This is a genomic window from Streptomyces sp. ISL-96, from assembly GCF_018614035.1.
In the GTDB taxonomy this organism is placed as follows: domain Bacteria; phylum Actinomycetota; class Actinomycetes; order Streptomycetales; family Streptomycetaceae; genus Streptomyces.
The window spans coordinates 1-20,175 of sequence record NZ_JAGGPA010000047.1; the positions used below are offsets into that span (position 1 = coordinate 1).

Here is a 20,175-nt window from a genome sequence, read left to right on the forward strand (position 1 = left end):
CGACCATCCAAAACAGTCACCCATAATAGACGTGTTCACCGCTGGGGCCGTGATAATGAGGTAGCGCCCACTCCTCCTTATCTTTGAAGTAGTGACCATTGGCGTGGTGGTGAAACTCGACGATACGCCCTCTGGAATCAATAGCCGTAATGATTTCCCAGGGCTCCCCATTCGGGCCGGTGAGGTTTGGATTCTTCCCGTACGCGGGCGTCCTCTCCAGCATCGACGGATCCTCTATATCGTACCGCCGCATTGCTTCGCGCAGTGCTTCATCGTGGGAGGGGTAGTGGACATCTCCGCGCGCCGCATCCAGCGGCACGTGATTCTCGCGTCCCCCGCAAGCCGCCAGCCCCAACGGATCTGTCCATAAATGCGGGTTGCGGACGTAAGCGGTGGGATTGGGAGCAGGTGTGAGGCCAAGAGGGTCGGGGGTAAGATAACGGGCGGTTTCGGGGTCGTAGTGGCGGAAGTAGTTGTAGTGGAGGGAAGTTTCCGGATCGAAGTACTGCCCGGGGAAACGCAGTGGCGTGTAAGCCGTCGCTGTCCGGTTCCACGCTGTCGTCCCCCATAGCGTGCTGCGCGTCCGCCATGCGATATCGCCCTGATCGTCGACGAGTTCTTTAGGGGTGCCGACGAGGTCAGTGACGATGGCGTAGAAGCGGGCGTCGATTTGCTCCTGGGAGGTGCCGGCCGCCGAAGTCTTGCGTTCCGTTTGGGTCAGGGGGCGTAGGCCGTCATGGTCCCAGGTGAGGGTCAGCCCGCCCGATGACGTGCCCGGCGTGTGAGCCGTCTGTTCGCACAGTGTCGTGCCGTCCCAGGTGAAGTCGACCTGCTCCACGACCGTCTCGGAACCGTCTGCCGCGAAGCACTGTTTCGCAATGCGGCGGCCCAGCGGGTCGTACTGGTAGCGCCAGGTCGTGCTGTCCGGCGTGAGGACCGAGACCAGGCGGTCCTCCGCGTCCCACGTGTAGCGCCAGGTGTCCGGCTTGCGGGACAGACGCGGCTTCTGGCGCAGTGTGATGCGGCCCGCCGTGTCGTGTTCGTAGCGGACTGCGCCCGCCGTCCGGATGTGTGTCCCGGTGTAGGTGCGCGGGCCCACCGCTTCCTGGCCGGGCATGGGGGCAGGCCAGGATGCCGAGCTCTGGTTGCCCGCCTCGTCGTATGCGTATGTCTCCGTCCAGCCCGCCGCGTGGACCGCGGTGACCCGGCCTGCCGCGTCCAGGCCAAAGCGGCTGGATCCGTTGAGCTGGTCGTCGACGCCGACCAGGTTGCCGTCCGCGCGGTACGCGTACGCGCGCTGCTGGATGCGCTGCTTGGCCGGGCCGAACAGCTCCTGTTTGGTCAGGCGGCCGAGGTCGTCGAACGCGCTGGTGACGGACAGAGCTCCGCTGAGGTGGCGGGAGAGTTCTCGGCCTGCCTCGTCGTGCTCGAAGATCAAGGTCCGGCCGGAGGTGGTTAGTTCGGTGCGGTTGCCCGCCGCGTCGTACCTCCAGGTACTGACTGCACCCATGGGGGTGGTACGGCCGGTGCGGCGACCGAGCGCATCGTAGGTGTACGTGACCGCGCGGCCGTTGACCGTCTCCGCCAGCAGGCGGCCTGCATCGTCCCGTTCCAGGGTCAGGACCGCGTCCGGTCCGGTCGCCCGGGCCAGCCCGCCTGTCACCTCGTACGCGTACGTCGTCACCGCCCCAGCCACGTCTTTCACCACCGTGCGGCCCAGCACATCCCGCTCGAAGCGGATCACCGAACCGGAGGCCGTCATTCGAGAGGCCAGTTGGCCCGCCGCGTCATGGCGGTACGACAGCGAACGGTCGTCGAAGTCCGTCTCGGCTATCAGGCGGCCGGCTGGATCGTACTCATAACTCCAGGTCAAACCCTGGGGGTTGGTGACCTTCCGGAGCTGGAGCTCCGTGTCGTGATCGAACTCGTAGCGCACCCCGTCCGGGCCCGTGCGAACCGACATCAGATCGAAGTGCGTGTACTCGAAGGACGAGACGGCGCCCATCGCGTCGGTATGTGACGTGCAGTTGCCCTCGCCGTCGTACGTCCACGACTCCGTACTCCCGTCCGGAGCGGTGCGCCGGGCCAGCTTGCCTTCGACTGTCCACTCCAGCCGCGTCGTCGCGCCCGTTGGGTCGGTGACTGTAACGGGGCGACCGAAACCATCCCGCTCATACCGCGTCACAGCGCCCAGGGGATTCGTGACTTCCAGTGGGAGGCCGACCGCGTTGCAGCCAACCGTTGTCGTCGCGCCCAGGGCATCCGTGGCTCCTGCCAAATGGCCCCACTGGTCATACGCGAACCGCGTCGTCGCACCCGAGGAATCCGTCATCGACGTCCGGTTGCCGAAGTCGTCAAACTCCTGGCAGCGGCGCGATCCGTCCGGACCTCCGATCGAAACGGGCAGTCCCAGGTCGTTGTAGCCGACGCTGGTGTACGCCCCGTCCGGGCGGACTTCCATCACCATCCGGCCTGCGGCGTCGTAGCCGTAGCTGGTAGTGCGGCCCAGTGGGTCGGTGATGGTCAGAGGGCGGTCATGCTCATCGTACGTGCGGTGGGTCGTGGCGCCGTCCGGGCCTGTCTCGGTGACGACTTGGAGGCGGCTGTTGACCAGGAAGCGTGTGGTGTGGCCGAGTGAGTTGGTGACGGTAGTGATCTTGTGGCCGGTGGCCGGGTCGGTGTCGTCGTAGATGAACGTGTTACGTAGGTGTCCGGCCTGCCCGGACTGGTAGGTGCAGCGGTGTTGGTCGTCGTAGACGTAGCTGTACGACGAGTTGTTGGTGTCCGTCCACGCGGTGATGCGGCCCTGCTCGTCGTTGTTGAACCGGGTAGGGATGCCGGAGGAGCGGGTCACGGTGGCGAGGTGGCCGTGTGTGTCGTAGCCGAACCGGACCAGTTCCTGATCCCCGCCTCCTGGGGCTGCGCCGGCCAGGTGCAGGGCGGTGATGCGCTCACCCTCGGTGGTGATCTTCAGGTGGTAGCCGGCGGAGTGCACGATGCTGGTCGGGGTGCCATCGGCGTCGTAGTCGAAGGTGACGTACTGGCCCGACCTGTCGGTTATTTCGTAGAGGAGGGCGATGCCGTTGCCCTCACCTCCCGGAGTTGTGAAGTGCCGGGCCCGACCGACCACCGGGTCAGTGATCGTGTAGTTGCCATGCAGATCGACGGTCAGCGGGTGCGGGTCGCCCGCGTCAGGCATGACCGAGATGCCGGGAGCGGGGTGGGGATAGGTCAGCAGTGCGCCGTCGTGGCGGAGGAGGACGATGCCCTGGGCGTCGATCTCCAGATGTTCATCCGCTGTGGAGGCCCAAGCGGGGCCGAACCAGTGCCCGTTGCGGTAGGACGACTTGAAGTTGCGGGAGAAGGCCAGGGGCAGCGTGCCGGGCAGGGAGATGTCCGTCTGCGGCAGCAGCATCCGCCCTGATGCCACGTCGACCGGGTCACCCTCGCAGCGGCATTTTTCCGGGTCCTGGCTCTTGTCCGGCCCCCCGTCGGCTTGCTCTCTGCCCTTTCCCGGAACTCTCTTCAGCCCGCCCCTGACGACCCCGCCGACCCCTTTGCTGCCGATCAGGTTGAACAGGAAACCACCGCCGGTGTCTCCGGGGTCGCTGGACCATCCGGAGCCGATGATCCCCTTTGGGATGCGCTCCGGATGGGCCACCGTGCCAAGCAGGTTTGTCGCCAGCAGGTGCTGCTGCTTGCCCCACTCAGCGGGGTGGGTGAGGTTGTAGGGATCCAACGGGTTGAGTGTGCGCGCCAGCGCCACCGTCTCGCTCGCGCCCTTGACGAATCCGCCGACCACGTGCGCGAGGTTCATGCCCGAGCTGAGCACGGAGTCTTTGGCTTCGGCGCCGAGCCGGTCGCTGAGTCCCGGCTTTTGCGGGGCCTGCTCCAACGCCTGCTTGACGCGCACATACGCGTCGCGTGCCGCCTCGGTGCGCTGGCGGCGGGCCTCGGTGAGGATCTCCTGCGCCCGCTCGCGGGCCGCCACGCCCGGGTCCTGGAAGTCGCCCGGCTCGGTCGGCTTGGGACCGGGATCACCGCCCGTCGCGGCAACCTTGTTGTACTGGGTGGCCGCCTGGTTGTACTGGGCGACCTGCGCGTCGTACGCCTTCGCCGCGCTCTCACTGGCTCGCTGGGCACTCTTGTACGCCTCGATCGCGGCCAGCGCCTGCCCCTGGGCCCAGCTCACCGCTTCCCCGTACGCCTTCAGGGCCTTGCCGGCCTCCTCACACGAGTCGGCCGCCTTCAACCACGCCGGCGGCTGCATCCCGAACTTCTCCCGGAACGCGTCACCCGCCTTGCCCTGCCAGGCACCACTGTCCAGACCACGCAGCCCCTGGCCGACCGTCTCGAACGCCTTGCCGAAGTCAGCCAAGTGGGACGCCCGCGCCTCGATCGCAGGCGCGCTGCCGTGGATGAGTTCCTTGGGGTCCTCGCTCTCGCCCAGCTGCCGCTCGGGGACGTCGCCCCCCAGGCGGTTGCTCATACCTTCGCCGTAGTCCCGCACGCCCTCGGCGATCCGGTCGGCGCCCACCGAGGACAGCCCGTCGGCCACCTTGTCCGCGACCCGGTTGGTGGCCTCGCCGACGCTCTCCACCGCGGAATCCAGGGCGCCCTCGGCTCTAGCGCCGATGTTGTCGACACCGCTCTTGATCGCGCCGCCTATCCCCGGCAGATCGATCCCCATCAGCGCTCACCCCCCGCAGAACCCTCGGCAGGGCTCTGCTCGGCTTCGGGCGGCCCGTCCCACTGCCATTCGGTGTCCTCCTGCCACGGAGTCCACGGCGAGGTTTCGACGTCCTCCACCAACTGCTCGTTGGCCGCGCCCTTCTCCTTCTCGGCCTCCACGAAGGACTCCACGCTGTAGTCCGCGTCCATCACATGGCCGACCACGTTCCCCTTGAGTATCGTGTCCTTCACGGACGTCTTCTCGATCTCCTCTTGAGTGGCGTACGGGTTGCCGGCGACCTGGTTCCATACTGTCTTGAGCGTGTTCGCGGCGTACCGTTCCTGCTCGTGGTACAGCCCTGCGTTCAGTCCGAGCCCGACCGCGAAATTACTGGCGTCCTGCATCAGAGTGCGTACACCCCAGCCCCACCGGTCGCAGAACTCCGCGAAGACCTCCTGCAGGGGCTTGTCGCCCAACTCCAAGCCGGCAAGCTCCAAGTCGTCGAAGCCGCGCCCCAGATTCGCATCGATGTCGAACCCGAGCTCCTTCAGCTCATCCATCGCCAGATTGATACCCCTGGTGATCTCACCCAGTGACTCGGTATCCGCCCGGTACCCGCCCCCGTCGCTCATACCGCAGCCCCCTCCACGCCGAGCGCCACCGCATCCGGCACGATCCCGGCCACCGGCGGCAGCACCATCCCCGCCGGACTTCCGACATCCACCGCGACACCCACCGGCCCACCGATATCCGGAATCACCTGGTCCAGGAGCCGGGCCCCGAACACCGGCACCCACTCATCAACAGCCTCGGCTCGCTGCCCGGCGAACACCTCCAGCGCCTCCACACTCGTGAAAGCAAACAGCCAGCGAACCGGCCCCGTCGCCACCGACAGCAACGACCCCTCCACCACCGACACCAGGACCTCACTGCGCCGGAACTCACCCACCAGCGACCGAAGATCCCCCACCCCCGTCCCCGCCAGCTCCGTCAGCCGCAGCGCCAACGCCTCAGCACGCATACCCGCCACCCCGTTGCCTAATTGCGTACACGAACCTCACCGTAACCGACGGGTCTGACAACCTTCTTGTGTCGTTGGCTGGTGCATGCCGATTACGACTTCGCCGCCTGGACGCGTAACCGTAGACCGCACTGCCTTCTACGTCCCGCAGTACGGTTCCGCAGGTCGCGTCAGCGAACGTGAACGTCACACGTGCAGCACCCTCCTGCGCAGGAGTCCCACGACGTCGGGCCCGTTTCAGCGGGTAATCGCGCCGCCGTGCACGCGATCGGCCCGATGCGCCCGGCACACCTGGACTCTTCAGACCACTCCCATAAACACCCAGCGGACGATCCAGGCAAGGGAGAAGGGGAGCGGCTCTCAAGAGGGTTGTGTCTCAGTCCGCCTTGTGTGGCTTGACCTGTATCTTCGGCACTGCGAGCGTCTACGCATGGCTGATTGGTCCACCATGGGTCCATTCACGCTCGCTTCAGTTAAGAGACTTCTCGATCGCCCCGAAGATGTCCGCGTCTGTCTCCCTCTGCCAGTCCGGCAGATCCGGCCAGTCCGCGACGTACCCTGGCTTGGGGTCCTCGAAGTGCTTGAACATCTGGGCCGTCCAGCACGTTGCGACGAAGCGGCCCTTCTGCTCCCGTGACAGCCGCGACGCATGGCCACTGCTCAAATCGAGGAACTGGCGCACCTGCTCGTAGACAGAACCAGCGGCCTCACGTTCCCACTCGGGAGTTTCTTCCCAGGGGGTGATGTAGCTGGGCTTCGGTTCGCCAGGGAAGTGCTTCAGCACACCCGCGATCCACGCCTCTCGGAACACCCGTGCGCCCTCGATCTGCGACATGCCTACCCCTCTCGTCACGTCTTGCTCAATGCACCGATGTCTGCCGCGAGCTCGGCCACGCGGCTATCTCGGGCCAGGGTGCCGAACTCAGCTCGTAGCGTCTGGAGTCTACGGGCGACGTATCCGGAGGAGGATTCCCGCGCGAGTTCCAGGGCCTCGCGGCCGAAAATGATGACTTGGTCAGGATCGCGCCGCTTGGCTCCGATGGCGGCCAGGTCCGCTAAGACGACTCCTCGGCGGCGGAACGATTGCCCCTGGGCCAATGCGCCCTGACTCAGCGCTGCTTTCAGGGCCCGTTCAGCGAGGTCGAGACGGCCGAGCTGTACGTATCGGGCGCCGCGCTCCTCAGCCAGTCGCGAGCCGTCGAAACGGAGCCATCCGCCGTTGTGGCCGGGCCCCGCAAGATGCGTGACCTTCTCTGCCTGATCAAGCGCACGCTCGCAGGCAACCAGGTCACCCAAGCCTGCATGGGCTTCGGCCTGAACGGATGCGACCCAATGCCGCGTGGCCAATGAGCTGTCCCCCCGCCTGGCGACCCTCTCGGCTGCCGACAGCAGATCTGCGGCCTCTTTGAAGCGGTGCTCGTACACGTCGACGTATGCATGCCGCACGAGAGCGCAAGCCCAAAGGTCGAACGCTCCAGCTTCCTTGCTTGCCGACGCTGCGAGGGCATATGAGGCGGCGGCGTCCGTGTAGCGGTTGCTGTCGAAGGCGAGTTCCCCCGCGAGCTGGAAGAGGTCGCCGGCAGCGCTGCACAGCGGCTGCACCTCGGCGTCGGACCGGCCGGTCAACGTTCTGTTCAAGGCGGATAGTTGCTCCCCCACGATGGGGCGCATGGAACGCTTGGAGCGTGCGAGCTGGTACACCTGCCAGAGGTGACCGTTCATGCGTAGAAAGTCGGAGGCAGTGCCTCGACGGGCGGCGTCGTCAAGGGCTTCGGTGTCATCGGCGGGCAGGGTCGCGAGTGCTCCGGTTACCGCTATAGCCCGCAGGAATTCGCGTCGGATCATTTCCTCGGTGTCCCCCGAGCCGTAGTTGTTGCTGGGCGGCGTACCCGCGGACTCCTGGGCTGGGGTTTGTGGCTGCGCAACCAGGGCGTCCAGTTCGGCAAGGTCTACTTGCAGGACCTCAGCAAGCTTGGGTCGTAACGGCGGCTGAGGCGCATTCTTACCGCTCTCCCAACGGCCGACCGTGGTGCGATCGACGCCGAGTGCCTGGGCGAAGGTTTCTTGACTGTAGCCCAGGACTTTGCGCCGCTCAGCAAGTCTCACGCGCGGCTCCCTCCTCCGCAGCGCCCGCAAGTACGCGGACGGTGCACCCGGTGCATCGGATGTGCATCAAGACTGCCGCATGGATGCCGTGGAGCGCTTCGTCTTATGCCGGTTCCCTTGAGGTTGTCAGCAACACCTAGGCGGTCGAGGGCAGCAAGGGGTGCCAATGGAGACGCAGAGCATCAACGCAGAGGCGAAACCGGAACCTGAGCAAGAGGCGCAGGAACAGCCCATTCCGGGGGTCACGGATGCGCAGCGGCGTGCGCTTGCTGAGGCTACGCAGACGTACACCGACATGGTGAAGGCGCTGGCGAGGGCGGGCATCTACATGCCGGAGTTGCATATCGATATGGACGAGCGGGCCAGCGATCCGCAGCACATGATGATCTTGGGCTGGGTGTCGATGGGCAGTGCGCGGAAGCTGGTTCGCATTCTTGAGGCGGCCCGGCCGTGACCACTCGACTCGTCCAGGTGGGCGACGTAGTAAGTGACGGTGCTCGGTGCCAAGTTGGGGAAGTCAACGCCATCGACGGGGACCGGGTGGAGGTGTGCCGGCCTTCGGGCCTGACGTGGTGGGCGTCGAAGTACCACCTGCGTCCGGCGACTGCGAGGGAACGCGAGCGCCTGGAGACGAACCGCCAGCTCCGCCTGAAGTCCTTGGCGCGAACCGCGTTGCCTCCTCCTTCATCGTCTTCCTGACCGCTGTCGCGGTCGGTGCGTTCTTCGCGGCCCTGTGGTTGAGGGCCAACCCCTAGACCCGTACTTCGCAGGTCACCCGATCGTGAAGATCAACTGGTCACGACCGATCGCCGCTCAGTCCGGTCCGCAACGGCGATCGCAATGCCGGTCCGATCCGGTCGGGTTCGGACGCCGAAGAGCCGCTGCGGCGAACCTTTTCAGCGACCCGCGAAGTCCGGGCCTAGAGACTCCCGAGACCCGGCAGAGCCTGTCCACCGGCAGTGGGCAGGCGTGACGCCGACCGTCGTCCTGTCGGGTCTCGGGGCACGACCACCGCCCCCGCTGGGATGAGCTGTGCAAGCTTGGTCCCCCTTCGTCGCTTGCGCGGCGCGCGCCCCCTCGGTGGGGGTGGTGACCAACCCTCGCTGATGGAGGCAACCACCAGCGAGACGCACCGAGGCGCAGCCACACCCGCACTGCACTGCGGGCGCCCGGTGCCGCCCCGTCTCCCGTTGATCTGTCGGGAGGCGGGGCCCCTGGACACCCGTCCGTCTGCCCCTCGGTGGGGACGGAAGCAGGCGGGCGGGGTTGTACCACCATCGTGTCCGTACCGACAAAAGGGAGTCAGCCATGGCATGGGGAACCGGCAAGGGCGGCAGTGGCGGGGACGGCAAGCACTCGGGCGGCAAGGACCCCGGCACGTCCAAGCCGTCACCGGACAGCGACAAGCCCAAGCCCGAACCGAAGCACGGGAAGTAAGGCGCTGACCGCGATGACGACAATGAATGCGGCTGAGGAGATCGCCCTTCGCGGTCTCCTCGGCACGTTGAACGAGGACCTGGGAACCGCCCTTGGTCGTGGGTGGGAGCGCGCGATGTGGGCGGCCCCCCGCCACCGGTTCCTCCCGGACACGATCTGGCTGGGGGATGACCTGGAGGCGTGCTCGCGCGGGACTGCCCCGGAAACGTGGCTGCGGGCCGCGTACGCGGATGCTCCGGTGGTGACGCAGATCAACGATGGTGAGGACCCCGGTAAGGGGGAGCGCTGGCCTTCGTGCTCGGCGTCGGCTCCCTCGATCGTGCTGCGGATGCTCGACATGCTCAATCTGCTGCCGCAGCATCGTGTGCTGGAGATCGGCACGGGGACCGGGTGGAACGCCGGGCTGCTCGCGCACGGCCTGGGCAACGAGCTGGTGACCACGATGGAGGTGGACCCGGCCCTGTCGATGCAAGCGGCGGTCAACCTGAAAAACGTCCGCCTGGACCCGCACGTGGTGAGCGGCGACGGATCGGCCGGCTACCCGCCCGGCGCACCGTATGACCGGATCATTTCCACCTGCTCCGTGCGCTCGGTGCCCCCCGCATGGGTGGCGCAGACAGAACCGGGCGGCGTGATCCTCACGCCCTGGGAAAGCCCCTGGTTCTGCTACGGACTGCTGCGCCTGGAGGTGTCCCATGAGAGGAACGCCTGGGGGCGGTTCCATCCGCACTCTTCGTTCATGCTGATGCGTAACCAGCGCACGGACCTGCGTATCTACCGGGATGTTGTCCGCGATGAGCATGTGCCGCGCGAGTCGCAGACGCGCCTGTCCCCGTGGGCGGTGACGGGGGATGACTGGGCTGCCCAGTTCGCCCTCGGTCTCCAGCTCCGCGACGTGTGGCGGACCTGGCACAACAATCCCGGTGTGGACGGGGTGGCCTCGCGCCTGTGGCTGGCGACCACTGATGGCACTTCGTGGGCGGCTGTTGACTGGGACGGGCACACCCATGAACGGTTCACCGTGTGGGAGCACGGCCCGCGCGTACTGTGGCGCGAGGTGGAAGCGGCCTACGACTGGTGGAGCCACGTCGGCAGTCCCGGCCCGGAACGCTTCGGCATGACCGTCACCCCGGACGGCAAGCACACTGCCTGGCTCGGCTCCCTCGACCACCCGGTGCCCGCGCTCGGCTGAACCCGTCCCTTCTCGCCCTGGCCCCGGCCTTGTGCCCCTCGTGGGAGATGGCCGGGGCCTAGTGAATCAAGCACGCATCCCATTCAACTGCGCGCCGGGGCACAGCCTAAGGAAGTTGCCACACCGGGTTCAGAAGTTTCGGAATCATCTATTCTTCCGCGTGATCAAGCCAACTGATCGCCATTACCAGACAGAGACGATCAAAAGGCACCCAGTCCTGTCATGGATGCGCGTAGACACGTTGCGACCAGTCGCTCGTCTACGGGGAGAATCGCACAATGCGCAGAAAACACATGTTCTCTGTCCACGCCATAGGAACTGCTTCACTGGCGTTAGTCATGGTTGGTGTCTCGGCTCCTGTCACACAGGCAAAGCAGGGCACCGCGACGCTGTCGTCCGACGAGACAGCGGGGCTCACAAAGATCACGGACGTCTACCTTCAGAAGCGCGCCGATGCAGTGACGACTACCGGCACGCAACGCAGCTTCCGTACCGCAGTGGCGGGCATGACCGCGCCCCTCGCAGGGGAGCTTGAAGACGAATTCTCGGCTCTGGCAGAGCAGGGGCGCATCCTCCAAGGGGTCAACGGCGGTTACACGCGTGCGGAAGTGGAGGTGACGCCGGGGGCGAGCAGTGTGGAGGGAGACACCGCCACGCTTGAGGTCATCGAGGACACCCGCCTGTATTACCCGAACGTCCAAGAGGGGGACCCGGAGTACGAGGAGTACTCGCTGCCTCACTCGCTCAAGTTCAACCGCGCTCCTGACGGCCAGTGGCTCCTTGCGGAGGACCAGGCGCAGGTCGATACGTCCGGCCCCGCCCCCACTACGCAGATCACCGAGCCGCTCGACGCGACGGCGGAACCTGATTCCGAAGACGAAGGCCCCAAGCCGCCGGCAGCCTCCACAGTCCAGCCCCTGGACACATCGGTCGAGAAAAAGGACGAATTCGCCGCCGCCGGATACAACTACGGAAAGATGGCGTCGTACGCGGACAAGCACTGGAGGAACACCAACTCCGACTACCGCGTCTACGGCAACGACTGCACAAACTTCATCTCGCAAGCCATGCGAGCCGGCGGCTGGCGTGCGACCTCCGGCAGCGTGGCAAGCCGACGAGACAACAGGAAGTGGTTCTACGCAAGCCACACCTGGAACACGAGCTACACCTGGGCCGGTGCGGAAAACTGGTACTGGTTCGCGGCCAAGCACTCCGACAGAACACGAGTGCTCAACAACATCTGGCAGATGCAGCGATCTGACGTCCTCCAAGCGGACTGGAAAAAGGACGGGATCATCGACCACACGATGATCGTCACCAAGAGATCGGCCAACGAGATCTACATGACGTACCACACCCCGAGCATCCACAATAAGAAGCTCAGCACGATCCGGGCGCAGTACCCGCGTGCGGCCTGGTACGCACACCGCACCTGATCTCCAGCAAGGGGAACTAGGCTATGAAGAATGCTTCTCTCATCGGTGCCCTGGCAGCCGTATGCGCTCTGCTGGCGGGCTGCTCCTCGGACGACGCTTCGGAGGTCTCCAGGACAGAGCGCGACACCGCCAAGGCGTATGTGGCGGCGCTCAATGCCCGTGACGCTGACGCCCTCGCGAAGCTGGGAGAGCCTGGGTACGAAGGGGTCAAGAAGGACGCCTCGGAGATCATCGCGGCCGATGGCGGACGTGACCTGAAGGTGAAGAGTGTGCAGGTAACGCATGACTTCGGGCCCGACGTGGCCAGTGCTCACGTCACGGCTATCGATGATCGTGGCAAGCCCTTCAGCACCCACATCCAGATGTCCCGCAGCAAAGACGTCTGGGTCGTCGCACTGGGCCAGGCACCGGGGTTCGGTAAGGACGGCAAGACCCCAGCGTCCACCAGCACCCCCCAGTAGGCGGCCAGCCAGAACAGAACCGCCACGGGCATGCGTGCCCCCTCAGGCTGCCCGTCGTTGACCTTGCCGAGTGCACACTCCTGCCCGGTACGTTTTCTCCTCGGAGGCCGGGCGGCATCCCTGACTGCCCCGAACACCGCGTTGTTGCCTGCCCGGCCGCCTGGTGTTCGGGGCTTTCGGCTGTCTGGGGTGCCACCGCGGATGCCGGCTGCGCTGGCTGTACGACGGGTCGTGGTGCCTCTGTCGGATGGGTTCGCAGGGGTGGGCTGGTGGTGCCTGGTGTGGGATGGCCGGGTTACTTCCCGGGCCTTTCGGGTCGCGCCCCCTAGCCGTGCCTCCTGGCGGGCCACGAAAGGGGCATGGCTCGACTCACTTGATCACCGCTCCCCTCACCGGGTTGACGTCTGGAAGCACGCCGGCAGTCCTCGCAGGGAGAAAAGCCCCGGCTATCCGCACCTACGCGGAAAGCCGGGGCTTCTTCCTCCCATGGTTCTACCGTGTGTCCAGTTCCTTGATCAGTGCCGAGGAGAAGATGGTTCCGGCTAGCCAGGCGTCCTTGTCCGGTCCCTGTGCCGGGATGATCAGTCGGCTTCGGGTCCAAGGCTCTTGCTGGCCCGGTAGCTCTACTTCGGCTGCGACCCAGACGCCGTCCTCATTGTCGAAGAACGAGAGTGCAGTCAGCGTCGCGCCGTGCTGGGCCAGCTCGGAGGGCAGGCTGTCGGCTACCTCGGAGCGGAACTCTTCGAGGTACTGCTGGTACATGGCGACCATTGGCACGTTGTCCTTAGCATCCACAGTCGTAATAGTAGGCCGTGATGATGCCTACGGGCCGGTGGTCCCTGGACTTGGAGTCCACGCGCTCGGTGAACACAACCTTCATCGCACCGGCTCGGGTGTTGGAGAAGGTGTTGCTCTTCAAGGTGCAGTTCGTCTTGCTGCCGTTAGGAACGCACTTGCCCCGATCCAGCGTCTTATCGATGTCCTTCTTCATGTTGGTCCAGCTCGAAATCTCATCCCCGTGGCCCGACTCGATGTGACGCTTGCCAAACCCGTCGATGCTTCCGGCGTCCTTCTGCCCAACGCGGAGCGGGAGGTCTTCACCATCCGGACCGAAGTGAGTGGAGTACACCTTCCAGTCGATCGGGTTGGGGTTCGCCGCGGCCTGGGCCGGTACGGCTGCTGCTCCGAAAAGACACAAGGCGGCCACGGTGGCTGCCGTGGCGGTACGACGCCGCAAGAGAGTACGCATGAGTTCCCCGAGATTCATTGATGACGCTGCCCTGTTGGTCTGTGGTCGATGGGCACTTAATTCCCATCGTTGTGTTGCTCCTGATTGGTCGTCAAGCAAGGCCGTGTGCACATCGAGTGCCTTTTGTGCGCCCAATTTGGGGCGCTTTTTGGGGGTGGCGGGCGGGAGCGGCTTTGACCGGCGCCCGGTTCGGGTTGGGGTCGGGCATGGTCAGGGAGCTGTACGTCGGCCCGGCAACCCGGACAGGCTTTGCCCCTGCCCGGAATTCGAACCAGTGGCCCCACCGTTTGCCCTTCCCCCTACGCGGGCCCCAGCCTGAACAGGTGGATGACGCCTCTTCATCCGGCCGCTCCAGCCAGCACAACCCCGCGACGGCAGTGCGTGTCCGCTCGGGCGGTCTGTCGTTGATGCTGGTGCGTTTCACCGCTGCCGGGCTTCGCTCCCTGTCATGGTGCGGAGCCGGGTGTGGATGAACTCGGTAGCCCCGAACACTGCGTCCGCCGCCCCGGTCGCGTGGTGTTCGGGACTCTCGGCCGCCCTGTTACTTGGCGGGTTCTATTGGCGGTGACGGTGGGGCTGGTCAATGCCCACGGGACGTATCACAGCCGGTTGTGAGCTTCGGGCCTGCTGGGTGGCGTTGTAGGTCATGGTGGTGCGTTGACGGGCGGCTTCGGCGCGGCGGTTGGGTGCGGGGTTGCGGCTGGTGTGCTGGATGCGCGTGATCAGGACGCGGGCGGGTTGGCGGGCGGTGGTCAGTTCGCGCTGAGCGGCGGCCTCCTTGAGGAGCTGGTGGGGCTTGTGGCCGCCGGCTTCGGCGTCGGCGAGGACGGTGGCGAGGGCGGGCCAGCCGGGGTCGGCGAGGATCCGGTCAGCGTGTTCAGGAACGGCGGCGCGTACGTCGCTGGCCAGGGTGTGACGGGTCTCCTCCTTGGGCCGGCGGGCTTGGAGTTCGGTGAGCGTGGGAGTGAGGGCGGTATCGGCTGCTGTCTGGAGATGTTGGAGGGCCTGGCGGGCGGCGTCGGTCTGGTGGGCGTGGCCCTTGGCTTCGTGCCAGCGTCCTGCGAGGAGGGCGGCCCAGACCATGGCTGCGATGAGGGCTGCGAGGGTGCTGCCGTCGGGACCAGTGGCGGTGTTGGCGATGTCGCGGGCTGCGGTCCGCAGGGCGTGGGCGGCGCGGTCTTCTGCCCGGATCTGGGAGCGCTGAGCACGGCCGAATGCCTTGCTGGCCGCTTGCAACTGCACGCGCAGGTCCGCGGGAGCCTTTTGGGCGGTGGCTTCCATCAGTTCACCCAGGGCGGTGATGTGGGCCTGGGCCCGGGCGTCACCGCTGTCGCAGGTGCTGGTGCCGGTGATCTCGGTGTGGAGGGTGTCGAGGGCTTCGGTGGCCTGCTGCCAGGGGGTGGTGGGCCGGTTGCGGCGGGCGGTGGGGTGCTCCTCCGGCACGGTGGTTTCCAGGCGGGCTTTGAGTTTGGGCAGTGACAGGTCGGGGGCGATTTTTCCGCCGGGGTGGAAGATCTGCTCGCCGTCCTTGTTGAGGTCGCCGGGGCGGCCGACCGCGTAGCCGAGGAGGTCTCCGGAAGGGCCGCGGCGTGCCTTGACCTGGACGTCGCCGGCTTCGAGGTACGCGACGAGTTCCTCGGCGCTGGTGGCGTGCGGGATGGCGGCGCGGATGCGGTCGTGGAGCCACTCGCGGCTGGTCTGTTCCCAGCCGAGGCGTTCGGCCTTGTGCATCTCGCCCTGGGTGGGGCGGCGGGTGCCGGTGCGGTCGCCCTTCTTCAGCTGCCGCAGGCCGTAGTCCTTCTCGATCTGGCGGCACTCGTCGCCGACGCGCATGCCGCTGTCGTGGAGTTTGGGGCGGCGTCCGTCTTCACGGACGGTGGTGGCGAGGATGTGAATGTGGTCCTCGGCGTGGCGTACGGCGATCCAGCGGCAGGCCAGGTCGTCGCCGTCGGGGGCGATGCCGGCGGCTTGAACGATGCGCTGGGCGATCTCGCCCCACTCGGCGTCGGAGAGGTAGCGGTCCTCGGGGGCGGCGCGTACAGGGCAGTGCCAGACGTGGTCGGTGACCGGCTTGCCGAACTCGCCGTTTCGCAGGCGGACAGGTTCATCGAGGTATCGGCCCAGTTCGGTGAGGGTCGCGTTCTCGTTCCGGCCGGGGTCGGGCATTCCGAGCATGGCGAAGCCAGCCACGATGTGCGGGTCGAAATGTTCGTCGTGGGTTCCGCGGCCGTAGAGGTAGGCGAGCAGACCGCGGGTGTTGGATCCGGAGGGCTTGATGGCGGCGATCACGGGGTGGTCTCACGCCTCCGTCGGGTCGGTCGGTTGGCGCAGGGCTTCGGCGATCAGGGTGAGCAGGTGGTGGAGTTCGTCGAGGCGCTGGCGTATGTCAGGTGGGGTGTAGTCGCTGTTGAGGGCGCGGGCGATCTGGTTGACGTTGATGCCAATCCGGTTGAGCTGGCGCAGGACCTGAGCGCGGAAGATATGCGTCTTGCGGCGGTCCTCGGACAGGGGGAGGTTGGCCGTGAACCGGCCGGTGATGAAGGCGAGGACGATGTCGGCGGCGAAACCGGATTCGCCTTTGTAGCCGTGCTCGGCAGCGGCCTCCTGGAGGCGGACACGCTCGGCATCGGTGAAGCGCAGGGGACCGACGCGGTCGGCGCGCTTGTTGCCGGTGAATCGGCGGATCGTGGGCTGAACGTTCTGCACGGCGGGTTCGCTGGCGGCGGGCTGGTCTTCGCGTGCGGGGCGGAGGATCTGCTGCTGGACGGTGTGGAGATTGTCCGGGGCGGAGCCGCCCTCGGCCCCGGCCTCCTGGTCCGGCGCCCCCTGGCGCTGGGCCGTCTCCGCCACCCCCGGGGCGGAGACCCCCCGAATCCGGCCTTGAGTCGGACTCGGGGTACTACTGGCTCCGCCAGGGGCCGCCTTCCCGAACGCCCGCCGCAAACGGCCCATCACTTTACGGGACTTCGTCAGAGTCTCTGTCTCGTCGGCGTTGTCGTCGGGGTGGAGCTGACCATGCGTCATGGGTGGTCTCCGATGAGAGCGGGCGATGCGGCGGATGACAGCCGAGCTGTTCGGCGGCGTGTCGGCGAACAGCGAACGGGTCGTGGGGGCGACGGGCCCGAGGCGTGCATACAGTCCTGAGCCCTAGCGGGGGCGGCGGATTGCGGGCCGCGCGGTGGCAGTCTTCTTCCGTCCACAAGGTGTGGACAGAGGAGGGCCCGAGCGCCAGGGAGAGTTCTGCCGATGCTTATGGGACGTCGGCAGAAGTGGGCGGCCCTCTGCCCAATTCCTATCCGGGTAGCGGACCGCATCAGGCGAGATCAGTCGATGACCGCATGCTCGCGGGCCTGCGGCTGTGTCCGCTCGGCACGTAGTCGGCGCATGAGCTCGGTGAAGCGGGTGCTTCCCAGGGGCAGTTTCGCGTCCTTGACTGCACGTTTGACCACGGCGCGTGAGATGCCTTGTTCGGCGACGGCGGGGCGGGCGACCGCGAGGAGCTGGTCCATCGTCGCGCCAGGCGGACGGCCTTTCCGCCTGTCTCCGGTCCCTTCGGTTGCCTCCGTGTCGGACGGGTTCGAGTCTGCCTCCTTGGCGCCGTTTTCCGGGGAATGGGGCCCTCGATCCGCCAGCCCCTCATCTGGCTCGGACGAACCCGCGCCCTGGTCCACCTGGGCGGAGGCCGACCCACGGTTGGCCTGTGCGGCAGAAGGATCCTCCTCGGCGCCGCTGGCCGTGTCGGCACCAGCGGGCGCGGTGAGCGGCTCGGCGACGAGCTGGTGGATCTGTCGCATCAGGACTCCAAAGGCCAGCAGCGCTGCGGTCGGCGGCACAGCGGCGACCACGTAGTCAAGGAGAGGGATTTCGGTGGCCTTGTCCGTGCCGTTGACCCCGGCGACGTTGAGCGCGATGGATCCGACTGATCCGGTGGCGGTCAGGCCAATGGCCCACCAGTCCGGTACTCGGCGCAGGCCCGCGCGGAGCATCAGCAGCTCGCCCGCGACGATGAAGGCATCCAAGGTGGCCGGCCAGGCCCACTGCCGGACGGGGGAGCTGCCCAGCCCGTGCTGTCCGGCGACCTCGGCGAGGTGGGCGTAGGACAGCCAGAACCCGCCAGCGGTAAGCGCGACGATGAAGGCCCCTGCGGCGACAAGTGCGTACCGCTCGGCAGCGTGCTTGGTCATCGCCCACCCGCCTTCGCCGTACTGCGCTGCGTCACCCTGCGGACGGTGGCGAGTTCGGGGGAGCCGAGGCGACGTTCGGGGATGTGGGCCAGGGGTTGTGGGACGCGGGCTGCGGCAGGCTGCCGCAGGGCGTCGTGGGAGAGGGCGAACCGTGCGGCGGGCGGGGTGGGTGCGGTCATGCGGGTGGTGCTCCTGCGGTGGTGTGGCTTGAGGTGTTGGCGTAGTCCGTCTTGGCCGTCTTGGCCGTTGCAACTGCAGGTCAGGGCCGGTACGGCAGCCCCGTCGGGTTGCCGTCTTGGCGGTGCTCTCGCGTGTCCGGCTGCTGCGGGTACCGGCATCAGGGCGTACCGGGTGCGGTGCCCGCCTCACCTGTTGGCCAGTGGGCCGGGACGTTGCCGTTCCGTCTTCCGTCCCAGTCGGCAGGTCTGTGACCTGCGGTGATACGGCGGGGACGTCCGGGACGGCACAAGACGGATGCGGGCGGCGCCCTGACCGGCGGTGCGGAGTTCTTGATCGCGTTGCCGTCTTGGCCCCGGTTGCCGTCTTGCACGCATGGTGTTTGACCTGCGCTTTTACGGCAGGGACGGCAAGGACGGCAACCGGGGGACGCGGGCCGGTCGGCGTTAGCTGGCCGTGGGGATGGCACCGACCGGGTGGACGGTGGGGCAGTAGCGCCGCCACGCGTCGAGGAACTTGTTGCGTGTGTAGCCCTTGCGCTGGGTTCCGTCGGCCAGGCGGACGTTGCCGGGCCTAATATCGAACTCCCGAAGCATGCGGCCAAGCTCACGCGGGCTCAGGCCGCTTCGTCCCCACTCCGCCCAGGGACTTTCCGGGTCCAGGCGCAGGTGGTGGAGGAGCTCGTCGGTGGAGAGGCTGTCGACCTCGCGCTGGGCGACGAAGACCCGGCGGATGTCGGCGAGGATCCGTGCTCCGCTGGGGTGGTCCTCCTCCGCCGCTACTTCGGCGGCGACCATCTGCGCGCAGGCCGCGCGTGCGAGACGCGGCCAGGGGCCGGCGGCGAGGTCGGCGACGATCACCAGGGGCTCCCAGGTGTCAGCGGCACGGTCCTCCACCGGCATCACCGGTTCCAGGTCGGCTGCCTCATCCAGCAGCGGCCGTGTCCATGCGGCGATCCGGTCGCGCAGGTCATGCAGGGCCGGGGTGTCGCGGCGGGAGCGGAAGGGCTTGACGCTCTCGCCCTCCGCGCGGCGGCGCATGCGGATGACCACCGACCGGTCCATGATCGTGTCAGGCAGGTCGCCGATCCCGGCCAGGGCCGCCATGGCGAAGGTGGCGAACTTGTGGGGCGTGTGGTCGTTGCCGACGACGCGGGTGACGTACCGGTTGCGCTGGTGACCGGCGTTGAGCAGGCCGCGCATCTCCTCGTTCTTCTCCGCCATCTTCGGGGTGCCGAAGATAGTGTCTGCCTCGTCCACCAGCAGGGTGGGTGGCTCGTCGGTGATCGAGCGGAAGACCGCCGCCGGTGTGGTGTTGATGGTGAGCATCGGCTCGTGGACCGTCTCGGTGAGCACGTCCAGGAGCCGTGACTTGCCGCATCGTTTGGCCGGTCCGACCACGGCCAGGCGCGGGGCGTGCTGCCACGCGGGCTGCAGATGCGTCGCCGCCACCCACAGCGTGACCGCCTCCAGCGCCTGCTGGGAGGGCAGGATCACGAACTGGGCTATGTGGGCACGTAGTTCGTCCAGCAGCTCGGAGCCGTACGTCGGCTCCGGCACGGCCTCCTCGGCGGGCTGCTCCGCCGCGTCCAGGTCCGGTGCGCTGTCGTCTGCCGTGAGGGAGGCTTCGGGTGTGTGGTGGTCGGGCTTGCCGGGCACTGCGGCCGTCGGCCATACGGATTTGGCGGGTGCGGAATAGGGCTCGGGTGTCGTAGGTTGCACAGGGCAGCTCCTTATCCGGCGACCTCGGGCATCCAGGTCCCAGGTCACGCAGGTCGTTCGTTGGAATGCGGGCAGTGGAGTGTGCTGAGCCTCCGGCGTTGGCCCGCCGGAGGCTCTCTCGCTTCCTTGGCCGGGGCGAGGGAACACGGACAGTACGTCCGCGTCCGGCAACAGTCCAGCGTTTCTGTGTCAGCTCCGCGCAGAATCGTCTGCTACGCGCACGCGCGGTCATGCGGCAAGACCCAGCAGGTCCAGCAGGTCGGCGGTCACCACCCGATACGCCTTGCCCAGCCGCTGGACCTTGCACGGGTACTCGTCACGCTTGGCCAGCGCGTACCCCTTGCTCCGCCCCAGACCCAGCGCCCGGTTGCCGGTGTCCAGGTCAACGGCGGCGGGCAAGGCCAGCAACTCCTCCCGCGTCATGCCCTTCGACTGCTCGACGGTCCCGTTGTTGCGCATGCGGTGCTCCATCCCATGACTGAGCCCTCGGCGAACGCGTCCATCACGTCCGGCTCCAGG

Annotated in this window: 18 protein-coding genes; 5 read left to right on the forward strand and 13 right to left on the reverse strand. The window is 67.0% G+C overall.

Going from position 1 to position 20,175, the window contains the following annotated elements:
- Positions 1-16 precede the first annotated feature (16 nt).
- The 5 genes from J7E96_RS27100 to J7E96_RS27120 all read right to left on the reverse strand — a co-directional run bounded on the left by J7E96_RS27100 (position 17) and on the right by J7E96_RS27120 (position 7,799).
- On the reverse strand, positions 17-4,690 hold the full coding sequence (locus J7E96_RS27100) for a putative T7SS-secreted protein (RefSeq protein WP_215134801.1): 4,674 nt from the start codon (positions 4,688-4,690) through the stop codon (positions 17-19).
- Positions 4,690-5,232 carry a hypothetical protein gene (locus tag J7E96_RS27105; RefSeq protein WP_215134803.1) on the reverse strand — a complete coding sequence of 181 codons (543 nt, stop codon included), beginning with the start codon at positions 5,230-5,232 and terminating at the stop codon, positions 4,690-4,692. The genes J7E96_RS27100 and J7E96_RS27105 overlap by 1 nt, the downstream gene beginning before the upstream one ends.
- Positions 5,233-5,300: 68 nt before the next feature.
- Positions 5,301-5,693, reverse strand: coding sequence for an SseB family protein (locus J7E96_RS27110; RefSeq protein WP_215134805.1), 393 nt, complete (start codon positions 5,691-5,693; stop codon positions 5,301-5,303).
- Positions 5,694-6,162: 469 nt separating this feature from the next.
- The gene (locus J7E96_RS27115) at positions 6,163-6,528 is read right to left on the reverse strand and encodes a hypothetical protein (protein WP_215134807.1); all 366 of its coding nucleotides are present in this window, start codon (positions 6,526-6,528) and stop codon (positions 6,163-6,165) included.
- Between the two features lie 14 nt (positions 6,529-6,542).
- Entirely contained in the window at positions 6,543-7,799 is a 1,257-nt protein-coding gene (locus tag J7E96_RS27120; RefSeq protein ID WP_308296158.1) for a helix-turn-helix transcriptional regulator, read from the reverse strand.
- Positions 7,800-7,965: 166 nt separating this feature from the next.
- On the opposite strand from J7E96_RS27120, the gene J7E96_RS27125 reads away from it, so the two are divergent.
- The 5 genes from J7E96_RS27125 to J7E96_RS27140 all read left to right on the forward strand — a co-directional run bounded on the left by J7E96_RS27125 (position 7,966) and on the right by J7E96_RS27140 (position 12,325).
- Positions 7,966-8,253, forward strand: coding sequence for a hypothetical protein (locus J7E96_RS27125; protein ID WP_215134808.1), 288 nt, complete (start codon positions 7,966-7,968; stop codon positions 8,251-8,253).
- An 854-nt stretch (positions 8,254-9,107) separates the two neighbouring features.
- Positions 9,108-9,236, forward strand: a complete 129-nt coding sequence (locus J7E96_RS38285; RefSeq protein WP_285439523.1) for a hypothetical protein — start codon at positions 9,108-9,110, stop codon at positions 9,234-9,236.
- Between the two features lie 13 nt (positions 9,237-9,249).
- Complete coding sequence (locus J7E96_RS27130) at positions 9,250-10,428, forward strand: methyltransferase (RefSeq protein ID WP_215134809.1); 1,179 nt, start codon at positions 9,250-9,252, stop codon at positions 10,426-10,428.
- A gap of 338 nt (positions 10,429-10,766) precedes the next feature.
- Complete coding sequence (locus J7E96_RS27135) at positions 10,767-11,864, forward strand: amidase domain-containing protein (protein WP_215134810.1); 1,098 nt, start codon at positions 10,767-10,769, stop codon at positions 11,862-11,864.
- A gap of 23 nt (positions 11,865-11,887) precedes the next feature.
- Positions 11,888-12,325, forward strand: coding sequence for a hypothetical protein (locus J7E96_RS27140; protein WP_215134811.1), 438 nt, complete (start codon positions 11,888-11,890; stop codon positions 12,323-12,325).
- Positions 12,326-12,817: 492 nt separating this feature from the next.
- On the opposite strand, the gene J7E96_RS27145 is transcribed toward J7E96_RS27140, so the two are convergent.
- The 8 genes from J7E96_RS27145 to J7E96_RS27180 all read right to left on the reverse strand — a co-directional run bounded on the left by J7E96_RS27145 (position 12,818) and on the right by J7E96_RS27180 (position 20,115).
- Positions 12,818-13,096 carry a hypothetical protein gene (locus J7E96_RS27145; protein ID WP_215134812.1) on the reverse strand — a complete coding sequence of 93 codons (279 nt, stop codon included), beginning with the start codon at positions 13,094-13,096 and terminating at the stop codon, positions 12,818-12,820.
- A 13-nt stretch (positions 13,097-13,109) separates the two neighbouring features.
- On the reverse strand, positions 13,110-13,574 hold the full coding sequence (locus J7E96_RS27150; RefSeq protein WP_251061734.1) for a hypothetical protein: 465 nt from the start codon (positions 13,572-13,574) through the stop codon (positions 13,110-13,112).
- A 555-nt stretch (positions 13,575-14,129) separates the two neighbouring features.
- Entirely contained in the window at positions 14,130-15,863 is a 1,734-nt protein-coding gene (locus J7E96_RS27155; RefSeq protein ID WP_215134813.1) for a relaxase/mobilization nuclease domain-containing protein, read from the reverse strand.
- Positions 15,864-15,872: 9 nt separating this feature from the next.
- Complete coding sequence (locus tag J7E96_RS27160) at positions 15,873-16,424, reverse strand: MobC family plasmid mobilization relaxosome protein (protein WP_215134815.1); 552 nt, start codon at positions 16,422-16,424, stop codon at positions 15,873-15,875.
- A 473-nt stretch (positions 16,425-16,897) separates the two neighbouring features.
- Positions 16,898-17,758, reverse strand: a complete 861-nt coding sequence (locus tag J7E96_RS27165; protein WP_215134817.1) for a DUF2637 domain-containing protein — start codon at positions 17,756-17,758, stop codon at positions 16,898-16,900.
- Positions 17,755-17,937 carry a hypothetical protein gene (locus tag J7E96_RS27170; protein ID WP_215134819.1) on the reverse strand — a complete coding sequence of 61 codons (183 nt, stop codon included), beginning with the start codon at positions 17,935-17,937 and terminating at the stop codon, positions 17,755-17,757. Before J7E96_RS27170 ends, J7E96_RS27165 begins: the two co-directional genes overlap by 4 nt.
- A 444-nt stretch (positions 17,938-18,381) precedes the next feature.
- Positions 18,382-19,656, reverse strand: coding sequence for a DUF3631 domain-containing protein (locus J7E96_RS27175; RefSeq protein ID WP_215134821.1), 1,275 nt, complete (start codon positions 19,654-19,656; stop codon positions 18,382-18,384).
- 228 nt (positions 19,657-19,884) lie between these two features.
- Complete coding sequence (locus tag J7E96_RS27180) at positions 19,885-20,115, reverse strand: hypothetical protein (RefSeq protein ID WP_215134824.1); 231 nt, start codon at positions 20,113-20,115, stop codon at positions 19,885-19,887.
- Between the last annotated feature and the right edge of the window lie 60 nt (positions 20,116-20,175).